This is a genomic window from Amycolatopsis palatopharyngis, assembly GCF_003385185.1.
Classification (GTDB): domain Bacteria; phylum Actinomycetota; class Actinomycetes; order Mycobacteriales; family Pseudonocardiaceae; genus Amycolatopsis; species Amycolatopsis palatopharyngis.
The window spans coordinates 162,089-178,576 of record NZ_PQHZ01000006.1; the positions used below are offsets into that span (position 1 = coordinate 162,089).

Genomic DNA, 16,488 nt, shown 5'->3' on the forward strand with positions numbered 1-16,488 from the left:
GCATGGTAACTGTGCGTGTTGGGAATATCTCGAAGGGTAACTAGAATCAGTCGCTCAGATGCAGCATCAGCGAGCGGGGATGACCAGTGCGAGCCTTTGTCCTTTGTCTTGTCGCGTTCGTGGCGGTCACCGCCTGCGTCAGCGCGGAACCTGCGCAGGACGATTCAATCTCCGCGATCGGCCCAGTCACTCTCGGTGTGATCGTCGGTGCGATCGATCCGTGTGTCCTGCTCGGTGCCGGAGATGCGAAACCGGAGCCCGAGGGAGAGTGGGCCTGCCGACTGGGGGAGTTCCGCGCTGCCATCACCGATTTCGGGCACCAACAGCGATACAGCGCTGAACCCGTCGGCCTCGCCGGGGTCAAGGCCTACCAAACGGCGCGCTATGTCGGCGGCGAACCCGCCAGTTGTGTCATCCACGTTCCACTCGGGGTCACAGTCGCGACCGAGTTCGAGTACATCCCGGCCGCCCCGGAGCACGCGGCCGATCATTGCGCGGTGTTGCGTGGACGCGCGAGTGCGGGTGTGGAGGTGCTGGCCGAAGACCCCGATACCGGCCCGCTGCTCTACCTTCCCGGCGAGAACGACACCGGTGTACCGGGAGCCTGTGCCGATCTGACGAACACTGACGGCTGCGAGCCCTACCGTGCGACGCCCCTCCCCGGCGATCCCGCGTCCAAGTTCTCGTTGGCCGTCACCGATTCGCACGCGCGGTGCACCCTGTTCGCCGACCCTGTCGCCCGTATCTACGGCGACGCCTTCACTCCGGTTGTTGCAACAGGCGGCTGCTACTTCGTCCGGCCCGACCACCGCCTCCAGATTCAGGTCATGGCACTCGAGAACGAGGGCACCTGCGAGGACTCGCACCCCGGCACGTTCCGCGTCTGCAAATCGCCGGGCACGGCGATCGACAGTACCGATCTGCTGGTCGTCGACGTGACCGCGCACGCTCGCCGGGGCATGGCCTCGACGGATGTTCCTCGTGTCTCCGAGAAAGACACCGAACGCGCGCTCGCCGTACTCGATCACGTTCTCGCCCGGCATTTCGCCTGATCTGGTGTCGCGCATCACGCACGCCGTTGACCAGCGCGGTCACCGCTGCCGGAACCCTTGCCATTAGGCTTGGCTGGACCGTGACCCCAGTGCCGAAAGGCGGAGCCGACGTGTCAGTGCCTCATGGCGCCTCAGCGGCAGAGAGCGCCCCGGCGCAACCTGATGCCGCCGCGATGGAGAAGTTGCGCGCCGCCGTAGGCCTGCAGATCGCCGACGAGGGCCTCCTGCGCAACCTCGCCGAGGGGCTGCAGGACGTCGAGCGGTTGCTGCACGAGGTCGTGCGCAGCGACGTCAAGGCGGTCAACGACGCCGCCAGCCATCTGGTCGATGCCGGGGGCAAGCGTTTTCGTCCGTTGTTCACGCTGCTCGCGTCGCAGTTCGGTACCGGAGGCAGGGACGCCGTGGTCACCGCCGCCGCCTCGGTCGAACTCGTGCACCTCGCCACGCTCTACCACGACGACGTGATGGACGAGGCCACCATGCGGCGCGGCGCGGAAAGCGTCAACGCCCGCTGGGACAACACCATCGCGATCCTGACCGGCGACTTCCTCTTCGCGCACGCCTCCAGGCTGGTGGCCGACCTCGGCACCGACGCCGCGCGGATCATCGCCGAGACCTTCAGTGAACTGGTCACCGGTCAGATGCGCGAGACCGTCGGCCCCACCGGCGACGACGATCCCGTCGAGCACTACCTCAGCGTGATCGGACAGAAGACCGGATCCCTGATCGCCACGGCGGGCCGCTTCGGCGGCATGCTCTCCGACGCCCCCGATGAGTACGTCGACGCACTGCGCCGATTCGGCGACATCATCGGCGCCGCATTCCAGATCTCCGACGACGTCATCGACATCGACTCCCCGTCCACCGAGCTGGGCAAGTCGCAGGGCACCGACCTGCGTGAGGGTGTCCGTACCCTGCCGATGCTGTACGCACTTGCCGACAAGTCGACAAATCCGCGACTGATCGAGCTGCTCGCAGGCCCGGTCACCGAGGACGACCTGGTCCAGGAGGCGCTGGACCTGTTGCGCGAATCCAGCGGCCTCGAACGCGCCAAGATCACTCTCGCCGACTACGCTCGTCGCGCGAGGACGGAGCTGGCGGCGCTGCCGGCCTCACCGGCCCGTGACGCCTGCGAGTCGGTCGCTGACTACCTCGTCGCGCGCACGCGCTGAACCCGCCCGGAAACGGGTGGGAGCAGTAGGGCGCCACCGGAGGGGGTAGGAAGGGAGACAACGCGGAAATGTCCATCTTCGGGCAGGTTTGGTTGTGGAGCGTGGCTGCGTTCGCGCTGGGCGCGCTGCTCGCATGGGCGCTGCTGGCCAGACCGGCGCAGGCGCGGGTGCGCGAGTTGGAGCGCAGACTCGTCACGGCCGAGGCCACCCCGGCCGCCGCGTCACCACGTGAGCCCGAGCCGACCCGCGTGCGGCCCGCCCCCGCGCAGGACGATGACGACTCGACGCACACCCACCAGATGCCGCAGGTGCGGCCGGCGCCGCAGCCCGAGCCTGAGCCTGAGCCAACTGAGTACGTCAGCCCTGCTCCCTCGTGGCTCGAACGCGACAGCTTCGAGCGGCAGCCGCAGCCGAGCGGCGACGAGACCATCGAGCGGGAACTGGCCGAGTACGACTGGGAGTCCGATCCCGAGCCCGCTTACGACACCGATCGTTCCCCGGGTAACGGCTACGACGAGAGCCGCTACGACGAGAGCGGGTACCGGTCCGAAGAACCGGACTTCGGCGAGCAGCGTCACGAGAGCCATGACCGCCAGGAACACGCTCAGCAGGATGTTGGGCCGTACGAGGAGTCCGCTACGGAAACCACGCGCGTGGGTGCCAGTCTGTTTCAGCCCCACTCGTACTCCGAGGACGACGACCCGCGCGACTACGACGCCTACGACGACCAGCCCTACGACACCGAAACTCGCGAGGATTCGTCGCGGGCCACGTACGAACCGACTTCCTACCAACCGTTCGAGCCGGTCTACGTCGGTCCGGACGCCGGCGAGTACGGCACAGAGCGTCGGGACGAGGAGCCGGAGGACGTCCATCAGCCGGCCGAACCGGAGGAGCCGGAGACGGAACCCGATATCGAGGACGAGGCCGAGACCGCGCAGGGACTGCCCAAACGGCAGCGGCGTGAATCGCCACCCGGCGGATTCGACACGCCGAAGCCCATCCAGCCGTCCATGCGAACCGTCACTCGCAGGGAACCCGCGCAGGATCAGGGCAGCACCCACAGTGGCTCGTTGTTCGAACCGGCCGTTCCTTCGGGACCGCCTGCCGAGCAGGCGCCGATGGCGCCACCCGCGCGCAGTCACGAGCAGGGCGCCCCGGTGCCCTCCGGCCCGTTCGGTCCCGGCTCGGCGATGCCACTTCCCGGCGGCGGCCGGCCTTCACCGGACTTCTCCGTCAAGGCCAGCGTCACCGCTCTGCGCTACTGCACCGACGGCTCCGCGCAGTTCCCGCAGATGGTCGCCGAGGTCTGGTTCCGCACCCCGGCCGACGCCGAGCGGGTGGGGTTCCGCCCGGTCAGCTAGCGGCGGCCGACGCCGAGGTCCTCAGGCGACCGTCCAGGTGTCCTTGCCACGCAGCAGCGCCTGGAGGTCGGGGGCCTTGGCCTGCTGTGCCTGTTCGACCTGGGCGCGGGCCTGGTCGTCATAGGTCGGGCGCTGCACCTGCCGGAAGATGCCGGTGGGCGTGTGGTTGAGGTGCTGGTCACCGATCCGCGACAGCGCGAACGCGTACGCGCTGTCGTCGATGGTCGGGTCGTGCACCACCAGGTTCTCCACCCCGATCTCGGACACCTTCGCGACCTCGAGCCCACCCCACGGGCTGCGGGTGACGCCGTACTCGCCCTCCGGCCCGAACTGGATCGGCTCCCCCGCCCGGAGCGGGATGAGCCGCTGGGCGGACTCGTCGGGATCCTTCAGGACGTCGAACGCGCCGTCGTTGAAGATCGGGCAGTTCTGGTAGATCTCCACCAGCGCGCTGCCCCGGTGCTCGGCCGCGGCGGTGAGCACCTCGGTCAGGCCCTTGCGGTCGGAGTCCAGCGCGCGGCCGACGAACGTGGCCTCGGCACCGAGCGCCAGTGAGACCGGATTGAACGGGTTGTCCACCGAGCCCATCGGCGTGGACTTGGTGACCATGCCCTGATCCGACGTCGGGGAGTACTGGCCCTTCGTCAACCCGTAGATCCGGTTGTTGAACAGCAGGATCTTGAGGTTGACGTTCCGGCGCAGTGTGTGGATCAGGTGGTTGCCGCCGATGGACAGCGCGTCCCCGTCGCCGGTGACCACCCAGACGCTGAGATCGGAGCGTGCGGTGGCCAGTCCGGTTGCGATCGCCGGCGCGCGGCCGTGGATCGAGTGCATCCCGTAGGTGTTCATGTAGTACGGGAAGCGGCTGGAGCAGCCGATCCCGGACACGAAGACGATGTTCTCCCGCTTCAGGCCGAGCTTCGGCAGGAACGACTGGATCGTGTTGAGCACGACGTAGTCGCCGCAGCCGGGACACCAGCGCACTTCCTGGTCGGACTTGTAGTCCTTGGCTTTCTGCGGCTCGTCTGTCGTGGGTACGCCTGACAGGCCGCCCAGAACGGGGAGCCCGAGGTCCGTGGCGGTCATTTCGCGCCCTCCTCGGTAGAAGAAATGTCGGCCATCATGCGGTGGCCTCCTTGGTGCGGTTGCTCGCGCCGGTGATCGTGTCGGTGAACACGCCCTGCAGTTCCTCGGCCTTGAACGGCAACCCGGCGACCTTGGTGTAGCTGTGGATGTCGATGAGGAACTTCGCCCGCAACAGCATCGCCAGCTGCCCCAGGTTCATCTCGGGCACGACGACCGTGTCGTAGGACGCGAGTACCTCGCCCAGGTTCTTCGGCAGAGGGTTGAGGTAGCGCAGATGTGCCTGCGCGATCGGCATTCCGGCCTTGCGTACGCGACGGCATGCGGCACCGATCGGGCCGTAGGTGGAGCCCCAGCCCAGCGCCAGTACCCGCGCCTGCCCGCCGCTGGGGTCGTCGACCTCGATGTCCGGCACGTCGATGCCGTCGATCTTGGCCTGGCGCAACCGGACCATCTTGTCGTGGTTGTCGGGATCGTAGGAGATGTTGCCCGTGCCGTCCTGCTTCTCCAGACCACCGATTCGGTGCTGCAGCCCGGCCGTTCCCGGAATCGCCCACTCACGTGCCAGCGTCTCCGGGTCACGGACGTAGGGCCAGAACTCGTCCGAGCCGTCGGCCGCGTTGGGAACCGAGGCGAACTGGACGCGCAGGTCCGGCAGTGAACTCGCGTCCGGGACCAGCCACGGCTCGGAGCCGTTGGCGATGGCCCCGTCGGAAAGCAGCAGCACCGGGGTGCGGTAGGCCAGCGCGATCCGCGTGGCCTCCAGTGCGATGTCAAAACAGTCGCCAGGGGTGGCCGGGGCGACGATCGGCACCGGTGACTCGCCGTTGCGGCCGAACATGGCCTGCAGCAGATCCGCCTGCTCGGTCTTCGTCGGCAGACCGGTGGACGGGCCGCCACGCTGCACGTCGATCACGACCAGCGGCAGTTCGGTCATCACGCCGAGCCCGATCGTCTCGGACTTCAGGGCCACGCCCGGTCCGGACGTGGAGGTGACCCCGAGCGCGCCGCCGTAGCTGGCGCCCAGCGCCGCGCCGATGCCGGCGATCTCGTCCTCGGCCTGGAACGTCATGATGCCGAAGTTCTTGTGCTTGGACAGCTCGTGCAGCACGTCGCTGGCCGGGGTGATCGGGTAGGTCCCGAGCAGGATCGGCAGGCCGGACTGCTGGCCGGCGGCCACGATGCCGTAGGCGAGCGCGGCGTTGCCGGTGATCTGCCGGTAGGTTCCCGCTGCGAGTTTGGCGGGCGCGACCTCGAACGTCGTCGCGAAGGACTCGGTGGTCTCGCCGTAGTTCCAGCCCGCGCGGAAGGCCAGGACGTTGGCCTCGGCGATGTCCGGCTTCTTCGCGAACTTCTCCCGCAGGAACCGCTCGGTGCCCTCGGTCGGCCGGTGGTACATCCAGGACAGCAGCCCGAGCGCGAACATGTTCTTCGCGCGTTCCGCGTCCTTCTTCGAAAGACCGGTCTCCTCCAGTGCGCCCCTGGTCAGCGTCGACATCGCGACGCGGTGCACCTCGAACGCCGACAGCGAGTCGTCCTCGAGCGGATCGCTGTCGTAGCCGACCTTGCCGTTGTTGCGCTTGGTGAACTCGTCGGTGTTCACGATGATCGTTCCACCGCGCGGGACGTCGGCGACGTTCGCCTTCAGCGCGGCGGGGTTCATCGCGACCAGCACATCTGGCCGGTCGCCGGGCGTGAGGATGTCGTAGTCGGCGAAGTGGACCTGGAATGAGGAGACACCGGGAATCGTGCCCTGTGGCGCCCGAATCTCCGCAGGGAAGTTCGGCATCGTGGAGAGATCGTTGCCGAATGCCGCCGCTTCGGAGGTGAATCGGTCGCCGGTCAGCTGCATGCCGTCACCGGAGTCACCTGCGAACCGGATCACCACTCGATCCAGCTGGCTCACTTCGGTGGGGCGGCTGGCCGACAGTGCACCGCTGCCGCTGCCGTTAGCGCTCGTGCTCATGGGTCAGAGAATCCCTCTCTCCCGACTTGGGCGCACCACTGCCCATACCTCGAGATTACGTGCTGTTTTTCCCGCGCGTGCGGCGGTGTGACCCGGCTTACCTGTAACTCATGGTAACAGTCAGCCCTGTGTTCACCGCTGTGAGCCTGGCCTCCGTCCGCCGGAATCGTCTCCACTGATGCGAGATCGCAGCTCGGCCAGCCGTGCGGTGAACTCCGGCGAGTCGAGTGAAACCAACTGTGGCGCCAGCTCGGTGTCCACGGCATCCGCGTGTTTGCGCAATTCCCGGGTCGTGCGCATCGAGGCCTTGATCGTCGTGACCAGATCGCGCGGTGCCTCAGCGGCGGGCCGCGCGAGTTCCCTTGCGGCCGCCAGCAGCCGGTCGTGGTCTCCTTCGACCACCCGCAGTACCAGTCCCGCCCGTTCGGCGGCGCTGGCGTCGAGAATCTCGCCGAGCAGCGTCATCGCCGTGGCCTGCTGGCCGCCGACAGCGCGCTGCAGCATCCAGGTCATCCCGCCGCCGGGGTGCAGGCCGAGTTGCAGGAAGCGCGCGTCGAACCGGGCTCGCGGGCCGGCGAGACGCACGTCGGCGGCCAGTGCCAGGTTGAGCCCGGCTCCGACGGCGGCGCCACCGATCGCGGCGATCGTCGGCAGTGTGCAGCGTGCCACGGAGAGGAAACCCTCGTAGATGGCCCGCAGGCCTTCCTCTTTCGCCTCGCCGAGCGCGCTCAGGTCCGCTCCGGCACAGAAGGCGGGCGGAGTGCCGGTGATGATCACCGCACGGCACTCGTCGTCGCGTTCCGCGGCGGCAACGGCCTCGGTGAGCTGCGCGGACAGGTCGAGGGTGAGCGCGTTGCGCCGGTCCGGGGCGTCCACGGTGATCACCGCGACGCCGCCGGAGTGCTCGCTGAGGATGCGTTCGGTCATCGGCCCATCGTGGCCCATCTCCACTCGGGGCCGGCGTCAGGCCTGCGGATTCGGAGGTCGCTCGAGCAGGGTGGAGAGCACGACGGTCGAAACCGTGCGGTCGATGATCTCCAGTCCGCGCAACCGCTCGAGCGCGGTCTCCAGGTGGTGGATGTCCGCGGCCCGCAGGTGCACGATGGCGTCGGCGGCGCCGGAGACGGTGTAGGCGGCCACCACCTCAGTGAGCGGTTCCAGCCGGGCCCTGATCCGGGCGGGGGCGACGTTTCCCTGGCAGTGGACCTCGACGAACGCCTCCGTTCCCCAGCCGAGCGCCTCCGGATCGACCACCGCGGTGAACCCGCGCAACACTCCCGCGTCCAGTAGCCGGTCGACCCGTCGCTTCACTGCCGGGGCCGACAGGCCGACCACCTTGCCGATCTCCGCGTAGCTGGAGCGGGCGTTGGCCACGAGGCACGAAATGATTCTCTGGTCGATTGCGTTCACACGCAATGTTTAGCACGTGGGTGCGCAAGAGACAGAGATTGCTTGCACAGATCAGGTCTCATACATTTCGAATCATGACGGCTCTCGTATCTTCGGACGTTCGTGTGCCCACGCCTCGCCACTACCTCATGTGCCCGCCGCGGTACTTCGCCGTCGACTACGTGATCAATCCCTGGATGGACCCCACCCAGCCGGTGGACCGCGAACTCGCCCTCGCCCAGTGGACCCGCCTGCGCGACGCCTACTCGAGCTTCGGGCACACCGTGGACGAGATCGAGCCGCAGCCCGGCCTGCCGGACATGGTGTTCGCGGCCAACTCCGGCACGGTCATCGACTCCCACGTGCTCGGCTCCCGCTTCCGGGCACCGGAGCGCGCGGCCGAGGCAGAGCACTTCCGCCGCTGGTTCGTCGAACACGGCTACCGCGACGTGACCATGCCAACCAAGATCAATGAGGCGGAGGGCGACTTCGCCTGGACCGGGCGGTTTCTGCTCGCCGGAACCGGCTTCCGCACCGATCCCGAGGCGCACGCCGAGGCGCAGGAGGCGCTCGGGGTCCCGGTGGTGTCGCTGCGACTGACCGACCCGCGGTACTACCACCTCGACACGGCGCTGTTCGTCCTCGCGGAGGCGACCGACTCCGCGCCCGCACAGGTCGCCTACTACCCGGGGGCCTTCTCGCCGGGATCTCGCCGCGTGCTGTCCAGGCTGTTCCCCGACGCGGTGCTCGCCGACGAGGCGGATGCCTCCTGCCTCGGGCTCAACGGGGTGTCCGACGGCCGCAACGTGGTCCTGCCCGTCGAGGCCACCGCACTGGCCGCCCGCCTCGCCGAGAAGGGATACGAGCCGGTCCTCGTCGACATCTCCGAGCTGCGCAAGGCCGGCGGCGGCCCCAAGTGCTGCACCCTGGAGATCCGCAAGTAACCCCTGCCCCAGTTCGCACTTTCCCGGGAAAGCGCGAGTCAGGCGGCGCGGAGGCGGCGGAGGGCTCGCCAGGCGAGGCCCCGGCGCGGCGCGAGCAGCAGGGCCAGCAGGAACACCACGGCGCTGCTGAGGCCGATCATGCCTGGGATCGACGTGTCGAACTGCACCGCGGCGCGATGCCCGGCCAGGGAGCTGACCCAGCCGACGGCCACGGCCGCCACCAGCATCGCGGGAACCCGGTTGACCAGCAGGCGCGCGGTGGAGGCGGGTACGACGAAGAACGTGATCACCAGGATCGCGCCCACACTGTCGAACGCGACCACGGCGAGGGCCGCGACCGCCACCAGCAGGATCTGCCCGACCGCGCGGCCGCGCAGGCCGCCGAGTTCGGCGAAGTCGGGATCGAACGTGCTCGCCTGCAACGGCCGCCACAACAGCACGACGAGCAGCACGGTCAGTGCGGCGGCGGCCCCGGTGATCACCAGCGACGTGGGCACCGCCACGCCCGCCAGGTCCATCGTGCGCAGCGGCGCGAACGTGATGTCGCCGTAGATCGCCGAGTCGAGGTCGATGTGCGCCCCGGACGCGAACTGCCCGATCCCCAGAATGCCCAGCGAGAAGAGCGCGGGAAAGACCAGCACAAGCGCGGCGTCCGAGCCGACGATCGCCGTGCGCCGGATCCACTCGAAGGCCGCGACGCATGCGACGCCGAACGCGGTGGCGCCGAGAACGGTCACCGGCGACGTTCGTTCCCCGGTGAGCAGGAAGACCGCCACGATCCCCGGCAGCACGGCGTGACTGACGGCGTCCGGCAGCAGGGCCTGGCGGCGCAGGACGAGGAAGGTGCCCAGTAGCGCGCACGCCGTCGACAGCAGCCCGGCGATGAGGATGATCATCAGGTCGTCCGCGGTGAAGATCATGTGGACGCGACCTCCCTCGCGGGGGACTCCCTGCGCCTGCGAGCCCTGGCGAGCACCCCGCGCCGTGGCGCGAACACGATCGACAGCAGGGCGATCAGGGTCGCCAGCAACACGATGACCGGACCCGCGGGCAGTTCGGCCCTGCCGGAGACGACCCCGCCGATGACACCGCACAGCGCGCCGAGCACGCCGGACAGCGGGACCAGTCCGCTCAGCCTGGTGGTGAGCTGTCGCGCCGCCACCACGGGGGCCACCAACAGGGCCACCATGAGGATCGCGCCGACCGTGCGGACGCCGAGCACCACGGCCAGTGCGAGCAGACCGGTGCTCGCGGCGTCGACCGCCCACGTGGGGACTCCGGCGACCGCGCTGAAGCCGGGATCGAACGTCGCCGAGCGCAGCACGCGGAAGCCGATCGTCACGACGGCGAGGGCGAACAGGCCGAGAACCAGTGCGATCACGATGTCCCGTTCGACCATCCCGGCGGCCTGGCCGAGCAGGTAGTAGTTAAGCCCGGACTGCTCGCTGTTGCCGCTGCCCGCGATATGGGTCAACAGCACGATGCCCAGCGAGAGGGAGATGGACAGCACGACGCCGATCGCCGCGTCCGAACGCATCCGACCGACGCGCTCCAGCCCGATCATCAGGAACGCGGCCAGGGCGGCGGCCACCGCCGCACCGACGAGCAGTGCCTCCGGAGCCTTCGTCCCGGTCACCAGGAAGGCGACGGCGATACCCGGCAGGGTGCCGTGGCTCATCGCGTCGCCGAACATGCTCCGCCTGCGCAGTACCACCAGCGGGCCGAGGGCGCCGGCCACGAAACCGACGACCGCCGTCCCGACGACGACCACCGCGTCGGGATAGGACAGTGGCAGCCACTCCAGCAAGGTGCCGATCATGTGCGCAGGAAGAGCGGCGTGAGGCCGAACGCGCGCTCGAGGTTCGCCGGGGTCACGACGGACCGGGCAGGTCCGTCGGCGACCACGGTGCCGGACAGCAGGATCGCGTGGTCGAAGCGTTCCTGCACGATGCGCAGGTCGTGGTGCACGGCGACGACCGAGCGCCCCTGCTCGCAGAGACCGCTCAGCACGTCCAGCAACGCCGACTCGGTGCGTGCGTCCACGGCGGTGAACGGCTCGTCGAGGATGACCAGGTCCGCCTGCTGGGCGAGGGCGCGGGCCAGGAACACCCGCTGACGCTGGCCGCCGGAGAGTTCGTCGATCGGCTGTTTCGCGAGGTCGAGGACGCCGACCTCGTCCATCGCCGCCGCGACGAGCGCGTCATCGTGTTTAGTGAGGCGGCGCAGCCAGCCACGGTGGGGGAAGCGGCCCATTTCCACGACCTCGACTGCCGTGATGGGAAAGTCCTGGGCGACGGTGTCCTGCTGCGGCACGTAGGCCACCCTGCGGCGGACCTGTTTCAGCGGTTCACCGAGCAGGCGCACCCGGCCGCGGACCGCTGGCATCAACCCGAGCGCGGCCTTGACCAGCGTCGACTTGCCCGCGCCATTCGGCCCGACCACCGCGGTCAGCAGGCCCGCCGGAATCTCCAGGGTGACGTCGTCAAGCACCGTCCGGCCCCCGTAGGAGGCGCTGACTCCCGTGAGTGCCAGCGCCGGGGCCGATACGGCGTCCGCCTTCCCCTGTGCCGTCATCGTCATGTCAGCCCCGCAACGAGTTGGGCGGCGTTCGCGCGGATCATGCCGAGGTAGGTCCCTTCCGGTGTGCCGTCGTCGCCCGCGGAATCGGAGTACAGCTCGCCACCGATGCGGACCTCCTTTCCCTGCTGCCGTACGGCCGCGAGCACCGAGTCGAGCATCTGCCGGGGTACGCTGGTCTCCACGAACACCGATGGGACCCCGCTGCCGGCGATGCGCGCGGCGACCCTGCCGACATCGGTTGTCGTCGCCTCGGACTGTGTCGAGATCCCCTGGATCGCCACGACGTTCATGCCGAACGCCCTGCCGAAGTAGCGGAACGCGTCGTGTGAGGTGACGAGCTGCCGGTGCTCCGGGGGGATCTGCTCGACGGCCGCGCGGACCTCATCGGAGAGGGCGAGCACCTGTGACCGGTACTGCTCGCCCCTGTGCCGGTAGTCAGCGGCGTGTTTCGGATCGAGCTCCGCCAGCTGATCGGTGACCGCTTGCACGACGTAGGCCCACAGTTCGGGGTCGAACCACACGTGCGGGTCGTACTCCTCTTCCGGCGCCGCGTCGGCGGGCGGGCTGAGCAGCAGGTCTCGTGGAATGGTGGCCCCGGCGAACAACACCGGCCGCGATCGCCCGATCTCCTCGAGGGTCCGTTGTAGTGAGCCCTCGAGGTACAGCCCGACCGCGAAGACGGCGTCGGCCTGGCGCATTTCGCGCAGGTCACTCGCCTTGGCCTGGTACAGGTGCGGGTCCACGCCAGGTGGCATGAGCCGCACCGTCTCGATGTGCGGGCCGCCGACCTGGCGCACGGTGTCGTCCAGGAAATTCGTCGTCGTCACGATCCTCGGCTTCCCGGTCGTCGCCGATGCCGTTTCGTTTGCCGAGCGCACCGCCTGAACGGTGACGAGGGTCAGCACCAGCACTGCCGTCGCGCAGAGTGCGACGACCGAGAGCGCCTGTCGCCTCCGCGCACTGCGGCGGGCTCGGGCACCGTGCCGCCTGTCCGCGGTGTCCATCGACGACCTCCAAAGTTCGCTGCGCCGAAATTCAGTATACGGGCAAGCGAATACTGGTACGCAAGGCTGGTCGGGTGCCGAGTGCCCGCCAGGTCTCGATTGGGAGTCGGTCCGCTGTCGCTCGCCGTGGCCGTGTAACGAGCCTTCGGCGGGCGGCGAATCAGGTGTTGCACCACATCGCACGTTCGGCGAGCCCTGGAGTGGCTTGATGACAGCATGCAGACTCTGCGGTTCGACGAACCTGGCAAGCGTCGTCGATCTCGGGGCGACCCCGCCATGCGAGCGTTTCCTCACCGCGGAGGATCTCGAGCAGCCGGAGGTCACCTACCCGCTGCATCTGCGGCTCTGCGCCGACTGCAGGCTCGCCCAGATTCCGCCGTTGATCACACCGGAGGAGACGTTCACCGAGTACGCCTACTTCTCGTCGTACTCGGCATCCTGGGTGCGGCACGCTCAGGAGTTCGTATCGGAAGCCGTTCAACGGCTCCAGCTCGGCGCGGATTCGTTCGTCGTCGAGGTCGCGAGTAACGATGGGTATCTGCTGAAGCACGTCGCGGCACAGCGAATCCGTTGCCTAGGGGTGGAACCGTCGGTGAACGTCGGGCAGGCGGCACGCGACGCCGGAGTGCCCACGGTGACTGCCTTCCTCGACAGGGAGACCGGGGAGGCACTGCGTGCCGAGCACGGGCCAGCAGACCTCGTGGTGGCCAACAACGTCTACGCGCACATCCCGGACATCATCGGCTTCACCCTCGGACTCAGGTCGCTGGTCGGCGACCGTGGCTGGGTGTCCATCGAGGTCCAGCACCTGCTCACGCTGGTGCGGCAGAACCAGTACGACACGATCTATCACGAGCACTTCCAGTACTACACCGTCGACTCCGCCACCCGGGCACTCGCGCTCGGCGGGCTGTCCGTTGTGGACGTCGAACTGCTCCCGACGCACGGCGGGTCGATTCGGCTGTGGGCCAGGCCCGACGAGGTGGCAGGCGAGCCGAGCGGGCGGATGCTGGATGTGCTGGCGGAGGAGAAGGCCGCCGGGCTGCACGAGCTCTCGGGCTACACCGAGTTCGCGGCGCGGGTGGCGCGAGTGCGCAGGGAACTGCTGCAGTTCCTGACCACGGCCGCCGAACGTGGCGAGACCGTGGTCGGTTACGGCGCCCCGGGTAAGGGAAACACCCTGCTCAATCACTGCGGGATCCGGCCCGACCTCTTGGCCTACACCGTCGATCGCAACCCGTACAAGCACGGCAGGTTCACTCCGGGAACCCGGATTCCGGTGCTTCCCACCGAGCAGATCGCCCTTGACCGGCCCGACTACGTTCTCGTGCTGCCGTGGAACCTGCGCGACGAGATCACCGAACAACTGTCCTATGTACACGATTGGGGCGGCAGGCTGGTCTTTCCCATACCGGCTCTCGACATCGTGGGGATCCAGAGATGAAAGTTGTCCTGTTCTGTGGTGGTTACGGCATGCGGATGCGTGGCGGCACCCAGCCGGATGTGCCGAAGCCGATGCAGATGGTCGGACCGCGCCCGTTGATCTGGCACGTCATGCGTTACTACGCGCACTTCGGACACACGGAGTTCGTGCTCTGCCTCGGCTACGGTGCCCACCACGTCAAGGACTTCTTCCTCAACTACGAGGAGACGACGTCCAACGACTTCATCCTCTCCGGTGGCAGGGCCCGGCTGCTGTCCACCGACATCTCCGACTGGTCGATCTCGTTCATCCAGACCGGAATCGAGTCCGCGATCGGCGAGCGTCTGCGCCGGGTGCGTGACCATCTCGAAGGCGACGAAATGTTTCTCGCCAACTATGCCGACGTGCTCACCGACGCACCGCTGGCCGAGATGATCGAGCGGTTCGAGAACTCGGACGCGGGTGCTTCGATGATGGTCGTCCCCCCGCAGTCGTCGTTCCACTGTGTGGAGATGGACGAGGGTGGAATGGTCGGTTCGATCACCGCGGTCAGCGAGATGCCGCTGTGGGAGAACGGCGGATACTTCGTGCTGCGCCAAGAGATCTTCGACCACATCCCGGAGAACGGTGACCTTGTGGCCGACGGCTGCGGGGAACTCGCGAAGCGCGGACGGCTGCTCGCCTATCCGTACCGCGGCTTCTGGAAGCCGACCGACACCGTCAAGGAACGCTACGCGTTGGACGAGGGGTATGCCCGGGGCGAACGCCCGTGGGCGCTCTGGGAGAACCGCCCAGCCACTGCGAGCGCCTGATGATCGGGTTGCGGGCAGGCGTGGTGAACAGCATCGTCGTGCTCGGCGCGCACTGTGACGACATCGCGATCGGTGCGGGCGGCACATTGCTCACGCTCTGCTCGGCCGTACCCGGAATCCGGGTCGACGCACTCGTCCTCTCCGGTGGTGGAACCGAGCGGGAGGACGAGGAGCGCGCAGCGCTCGCCGCCTTCTGTCCCGGCGCGGACCTCGAACTCACCGTGCTGAAACTGCCGGACGGACGGCTGCCCGCCCACTGGGACGAGGCGAAGGACGCCATGGAAGAACTGCGGTCACGAACGGACCCGGATCTCGTTCTCGCGCCACGCACCGAGGACGCGCATCAGGATCACCGTGGCCTCGCCACCCTGGTGCCGACCGCGTTCCGGGACCATCTCGTGCTCGGCTACGAGATCGTCAAATGGGACGGCGACCTCGGCAGGCCCGTCGCCTACCAGCCGCTCACCACGGAGGTAGCCGAGCAGAAGGTGCGGCTGCTGCAGGAGCACTACCCCTCGCAGCGGCACCGTCCCTGGTACGACCGAGAGGCGTTCCTCGGACTCGCGCGCATCCGGGGCATCGAATGCCACGCGCACTATGCGGAGGGCTTCTCCGTGACCAAGGCGGTTCTCGATCTGGGAACGGCGCTTCACGCCAGGAAGGGATGAAGACCATGCGTGTGTTGCTGACCGGGCACCAGGGTTACCTGGGCACGGTAATGGCTCCCGTGCTCGCTGCCGAGGGCCATGACATCACCGGTCTCGATTCCGGGCTGTTCGCCGAATGCGTTCTCGGTGACGCACCACTGGATCCACCGGGACACCGCGTCGACCTGCGCGACGTCACCGCGACGCAGCTGTCCGGAGTGGACGCCGTCGTGCACCTGGCCGCGCTGTCCAATGATCCACTCGGCGCGCTCGCTCCGGATCTGACCTACGACATCAACCACAGCGCATCGGTTCGCCTGGCGCGTCTGGCCAAAGACGCCGGTGTGCGCCGGTTCCTGTATGCCTCGACCTGTTCGGTGTACGGCGCTTCCGGCGATGCTGGATTGGTGGGCGAGGACGCGCCACTGCGACCGGTCACCCCGTATGCCGAGTCGAAGGTGCGGGTCGAGGACGATCTGCACGAGCTGGCCGACGACGACTTCACCCCGGTGTTCCTGCGCAACGCGACCGCGTTCGGGTTCTCGCCCCGTCTGCGGGCCGATATCGTGCTGAACAACCTGGTGGGTCATGCCTGTTTGTCCGGCGAGGTACGGGTGTTGTCGGACGGTACGCCGTGGCGGCCGCTGGTGCACGCCGCCGACATCGCACGCGCGTTCGCGGCGGCGCTGACCGCACCCAAGGAGTCCTTGCACGACCGGGCGTTCAACATCGGGACCGAGCGCAACAACCTGACGGTCGCCCAGATCGCCGACGAGGTCGTGGAGGCGGTGCCCGGCTCGCGGCTGGTGATCACCGGGGAGGCCGGTGCGGACCCGCGTTCGTACAGGGTGGACTTCTCACGTTTCCGCGGTGCTGTCGCCGGCTTCGACTGCGCATGGTCGGTGAAGGACGGTGCGGTGGAGCTGGCCGAGGCGTATCAGCGGTTCGGACTCACCAGGAACGGATTCGAACAGCGGTTCACCAGGCTGGCGTGGCTGAAGAACCGGACCGAGGCAGACGTCGTCGACGACACGCTGCGACACAGCTGATGG

At 68.2% G+C, this 16,488-nt stretch carries 16 protein-coding genes; 8 read left to right on the forward strand and 8 right to left on the reverse strand.

Features of this window, described 5'->3' with window-relative positions:
* The first annotated feature begins 119 nt into the window (after positions 1-119).
* The 3 genes from D0C15_RS06775 to D0C15_RS06785 all read left to right on the forward strand — a co-directional run bounded on the left by D0C15_RS06775 (position 120) and on the right by D0C15_RS06785 (position 3,588).
* On the forward strand, positions 120-1,052 hold the full coding sequence (locus tag D0C15_RS06775; protein ID WP_116041786.1) for a hypothetical protein: 933 nt from the start codon (positions 120-122) through the stop codon (positions 1,050-1,052).
* A gap of 173 nt (positions 1,053-1,225) precedes the next feature.
* Positions 1,226-2,224: a polyprenyl synthetase family protein gene (locus D0C15_RS06780; protein ID WP_116041788.1), complete on the forward strand. Its 999-nt coding sequence runs from the start codon at positions 1,226-1,228 to the stop codon at positions 2,222-2,224.
* Positions 2,225-2,292: 68 nt separating this feature from the next.
* Positions 2,293-3,588: a sunset domain-containing protein gene (locus D0C15_RS06785; RefSeq protein WP_116041789.1), complete on the forward strand. Its 1,296-nt coding sequence runs from the start codon at positions 2,293-2,295 to the stop codon at positions 3,586-3,588.
* A 21-nt stretch (positions 3,589-3,609) separates the two neighbouring features.
* Here D0C15_RS06785 and D0C15_RS06790 read toward each other — a convergent pair whose 3' ends face one another.
* The 4 genes from D0C15_RS06790 to D0C15_RS06805 form a co-directional block, all read right to left on the reverse strand.
* A complete protein-coding gene (locus tag D0C15_RS06790; RefSeq protein ID WP_116041790.1) occupies positions 3,610-4,674 on the reverse strand; it encodes a 2-oxoacid:ferredoxin oxidoreductase subunit beta in 1,065 nt (354 codons plus the stop codon).
* 34 nt (positions 4,675-4,708) lie between these two features.
* Entirely contained in the window at positions 4,709-6,637 is a 1,929-nt protein-coding gene (locus D0C15_RS06795) for a 2-oxoacid:acceptor oxidoreductase subunit alpha (RefSeq protein ID WP_116041791.1), read from the reverse strand.
* Positions 6,638-6,769: 132 nt separating this feature from the next.
* Entirely contained in the window at positions 6,770-7,564 is a 795-nt protein-coding gene (locus D0C15_RS06800) for an enoyl-CoA hydratase (RefSeq protein WP_116041792.1), read from the reverse strand.
* A gap of 36 nt (positions 7,565-7,600) precedes the next feature.
* A complete protein-coding gene (locus D0C15_RS06805) occupies positions 7,601-8,047 on the reverse strand; it encodes an Lrp/AsnC family transcriptional regulator (RefSeq protein WP_116041793.1) in 447 nt (148 codons plus the stop codon).
* Between the two features lie 74 nt (positions 8,048-8,121).
* On the opposite strand from D0C15_RS06805, the gene ddaH reads away from it, so the two are divergent.
* Positions 8,122-8,970: a dimethylargininase gene (ddaH, locus tag D0C15_RS06810; protein ID WP_342768555.1), complete on the forward strand. Its 849-nt coding sequence runs from the start codon at positions 8,122-8,124 to the stop codon at positions 8,968-8,970.
* A 38-nt stretch (positions 8,971-9,008) separates the two neighbouring features.
* On the opposite strand, the gene D0C15_RS06815 is transcribed toward ddaH, so the two are convergent.
* Genes D0C15_RS06815 through D0C15_RS06830 form a run of 4 tightly spaced genes read right to left on the reverse strand, consistent with a single transcriptional unit; the run spans position 9,009 to position 12,554 of the window.
* Positions 9,009-9,890: a metal ABC transporter permease gene (locus D0C15_RS06815; protein ID WP_116041795.1), complete on the reverse strand. Its 882-nt coding sequence runs from the start codon at positions 9,888-9,890 to the stop codon at positions 9,009-9,011.
* Positions 9,887-10,789, reverse strand: coding sequence for a metal ABC transporter permease (locus tag D0C15_RS06820; protein ID WP_116041796.1), 903 nt, complete (start codon positions 10,787-10,789; stop codon positions 9,887-9,889). Before D0C15_RS06820 ends, D0C15_RS06815 begins: the two co-directional genes overlap by 4 nt.
* Positions 10,786-11,550, reverse strand: coding sequence for a metal ABC transporter ATP-binding protein (locus tag D0C15_RS06825; protein ID WP_116041797.1), 765 nt, complete (start codon positions 11,548-11,550; stop codon positions 10,786-10,788). The genes D0C15_RS06820 and D0C15_RS06825 overlap by 4 nt, the downstream gene beginning before the upstream one ends.
* Positions 11,547-12,554 (reverse strand): metal ABC transporter solute-binding protein, Zn/Mn family, encoded by a 1,008-nt coding sequence (locus tag D0C15_RS06830; RefSeq protein ID WP_116041798.1) that lies wholly within the window; start codon positions 12,552-12,554, stop codon positions 11,547-11,549. The genes D0C15_RS06825 and D0C15_RS06830 overlap by 4 nt, the downstream gene beginning before the upstream one ends.
* Positions 12,555-12,762: 208 nt before the next feature.
* Between D0C15_RS06830 and D0C15_RS06835 the strand changes: the two genes are divergently transcribed.
* Genes D0C15_RS06835 through D0C15_RS06850 form a run of 4 tightly spaced genes read left to right on the forward strand, consistent with a single transcriptional unit; the run spans position 12,763 to position 16,485 of the window.
* Complete coding sequence (locus D0C15_RS06835) at positions 12,763-13,998, forward strand: class I SAM-dependent methyltransferase (protein ID WP_116041799.1); 1,236 nt, start codon at positions 12,763-12,765, stop codon at positions 13,996-13,998.
* Positions 13,995-14,789, forward strand: coding sequence for a sugar phosphate nucleotidyltransferase (locus tag D0C15_RS06840; protein WP_116041800.1), 795 nt, complete (start codon positions 13,995-13,997; stop codon positions 14,787-14,789). The genes D0C15_RS06835 and D0C15_RS06840 overlap by 4 nt, the downstream gene beginning before the upstream one ends.
* Positions 14,789-15,457, forward strand: coding sequence for a PIG-L deacetylase family protein (locus tag D0C15_RS06845; protein ID WP_116041801.1), 669 nt, complete (start codon positions 14,789-14,791; stop codon positions 15,455-15,457). Before D0C15_RS06840 ends, D0C15_RS06845 begins: the two co-directional genes overlap by 1 nt.
* A gap of 5 nt (positions 15,458-15,462) precedes the next feature.
* Positions 15,463-16,485 carry an NAD-dependent epimerase/dehydratase family protein gene (locus D0C15_RS06850; RefSeq protein WP_116041852.1) on the forward strand — a complete coding sequence of 341 codons (1,023 nt, stop codon included), beginning with the start codon at positions 15,463-15,465 and terminating at the stop codon, positions 16,483-16,485.
* The last annotated feature ends 3 nt before the right edge of the window (positions 16,486-16,488 follow it).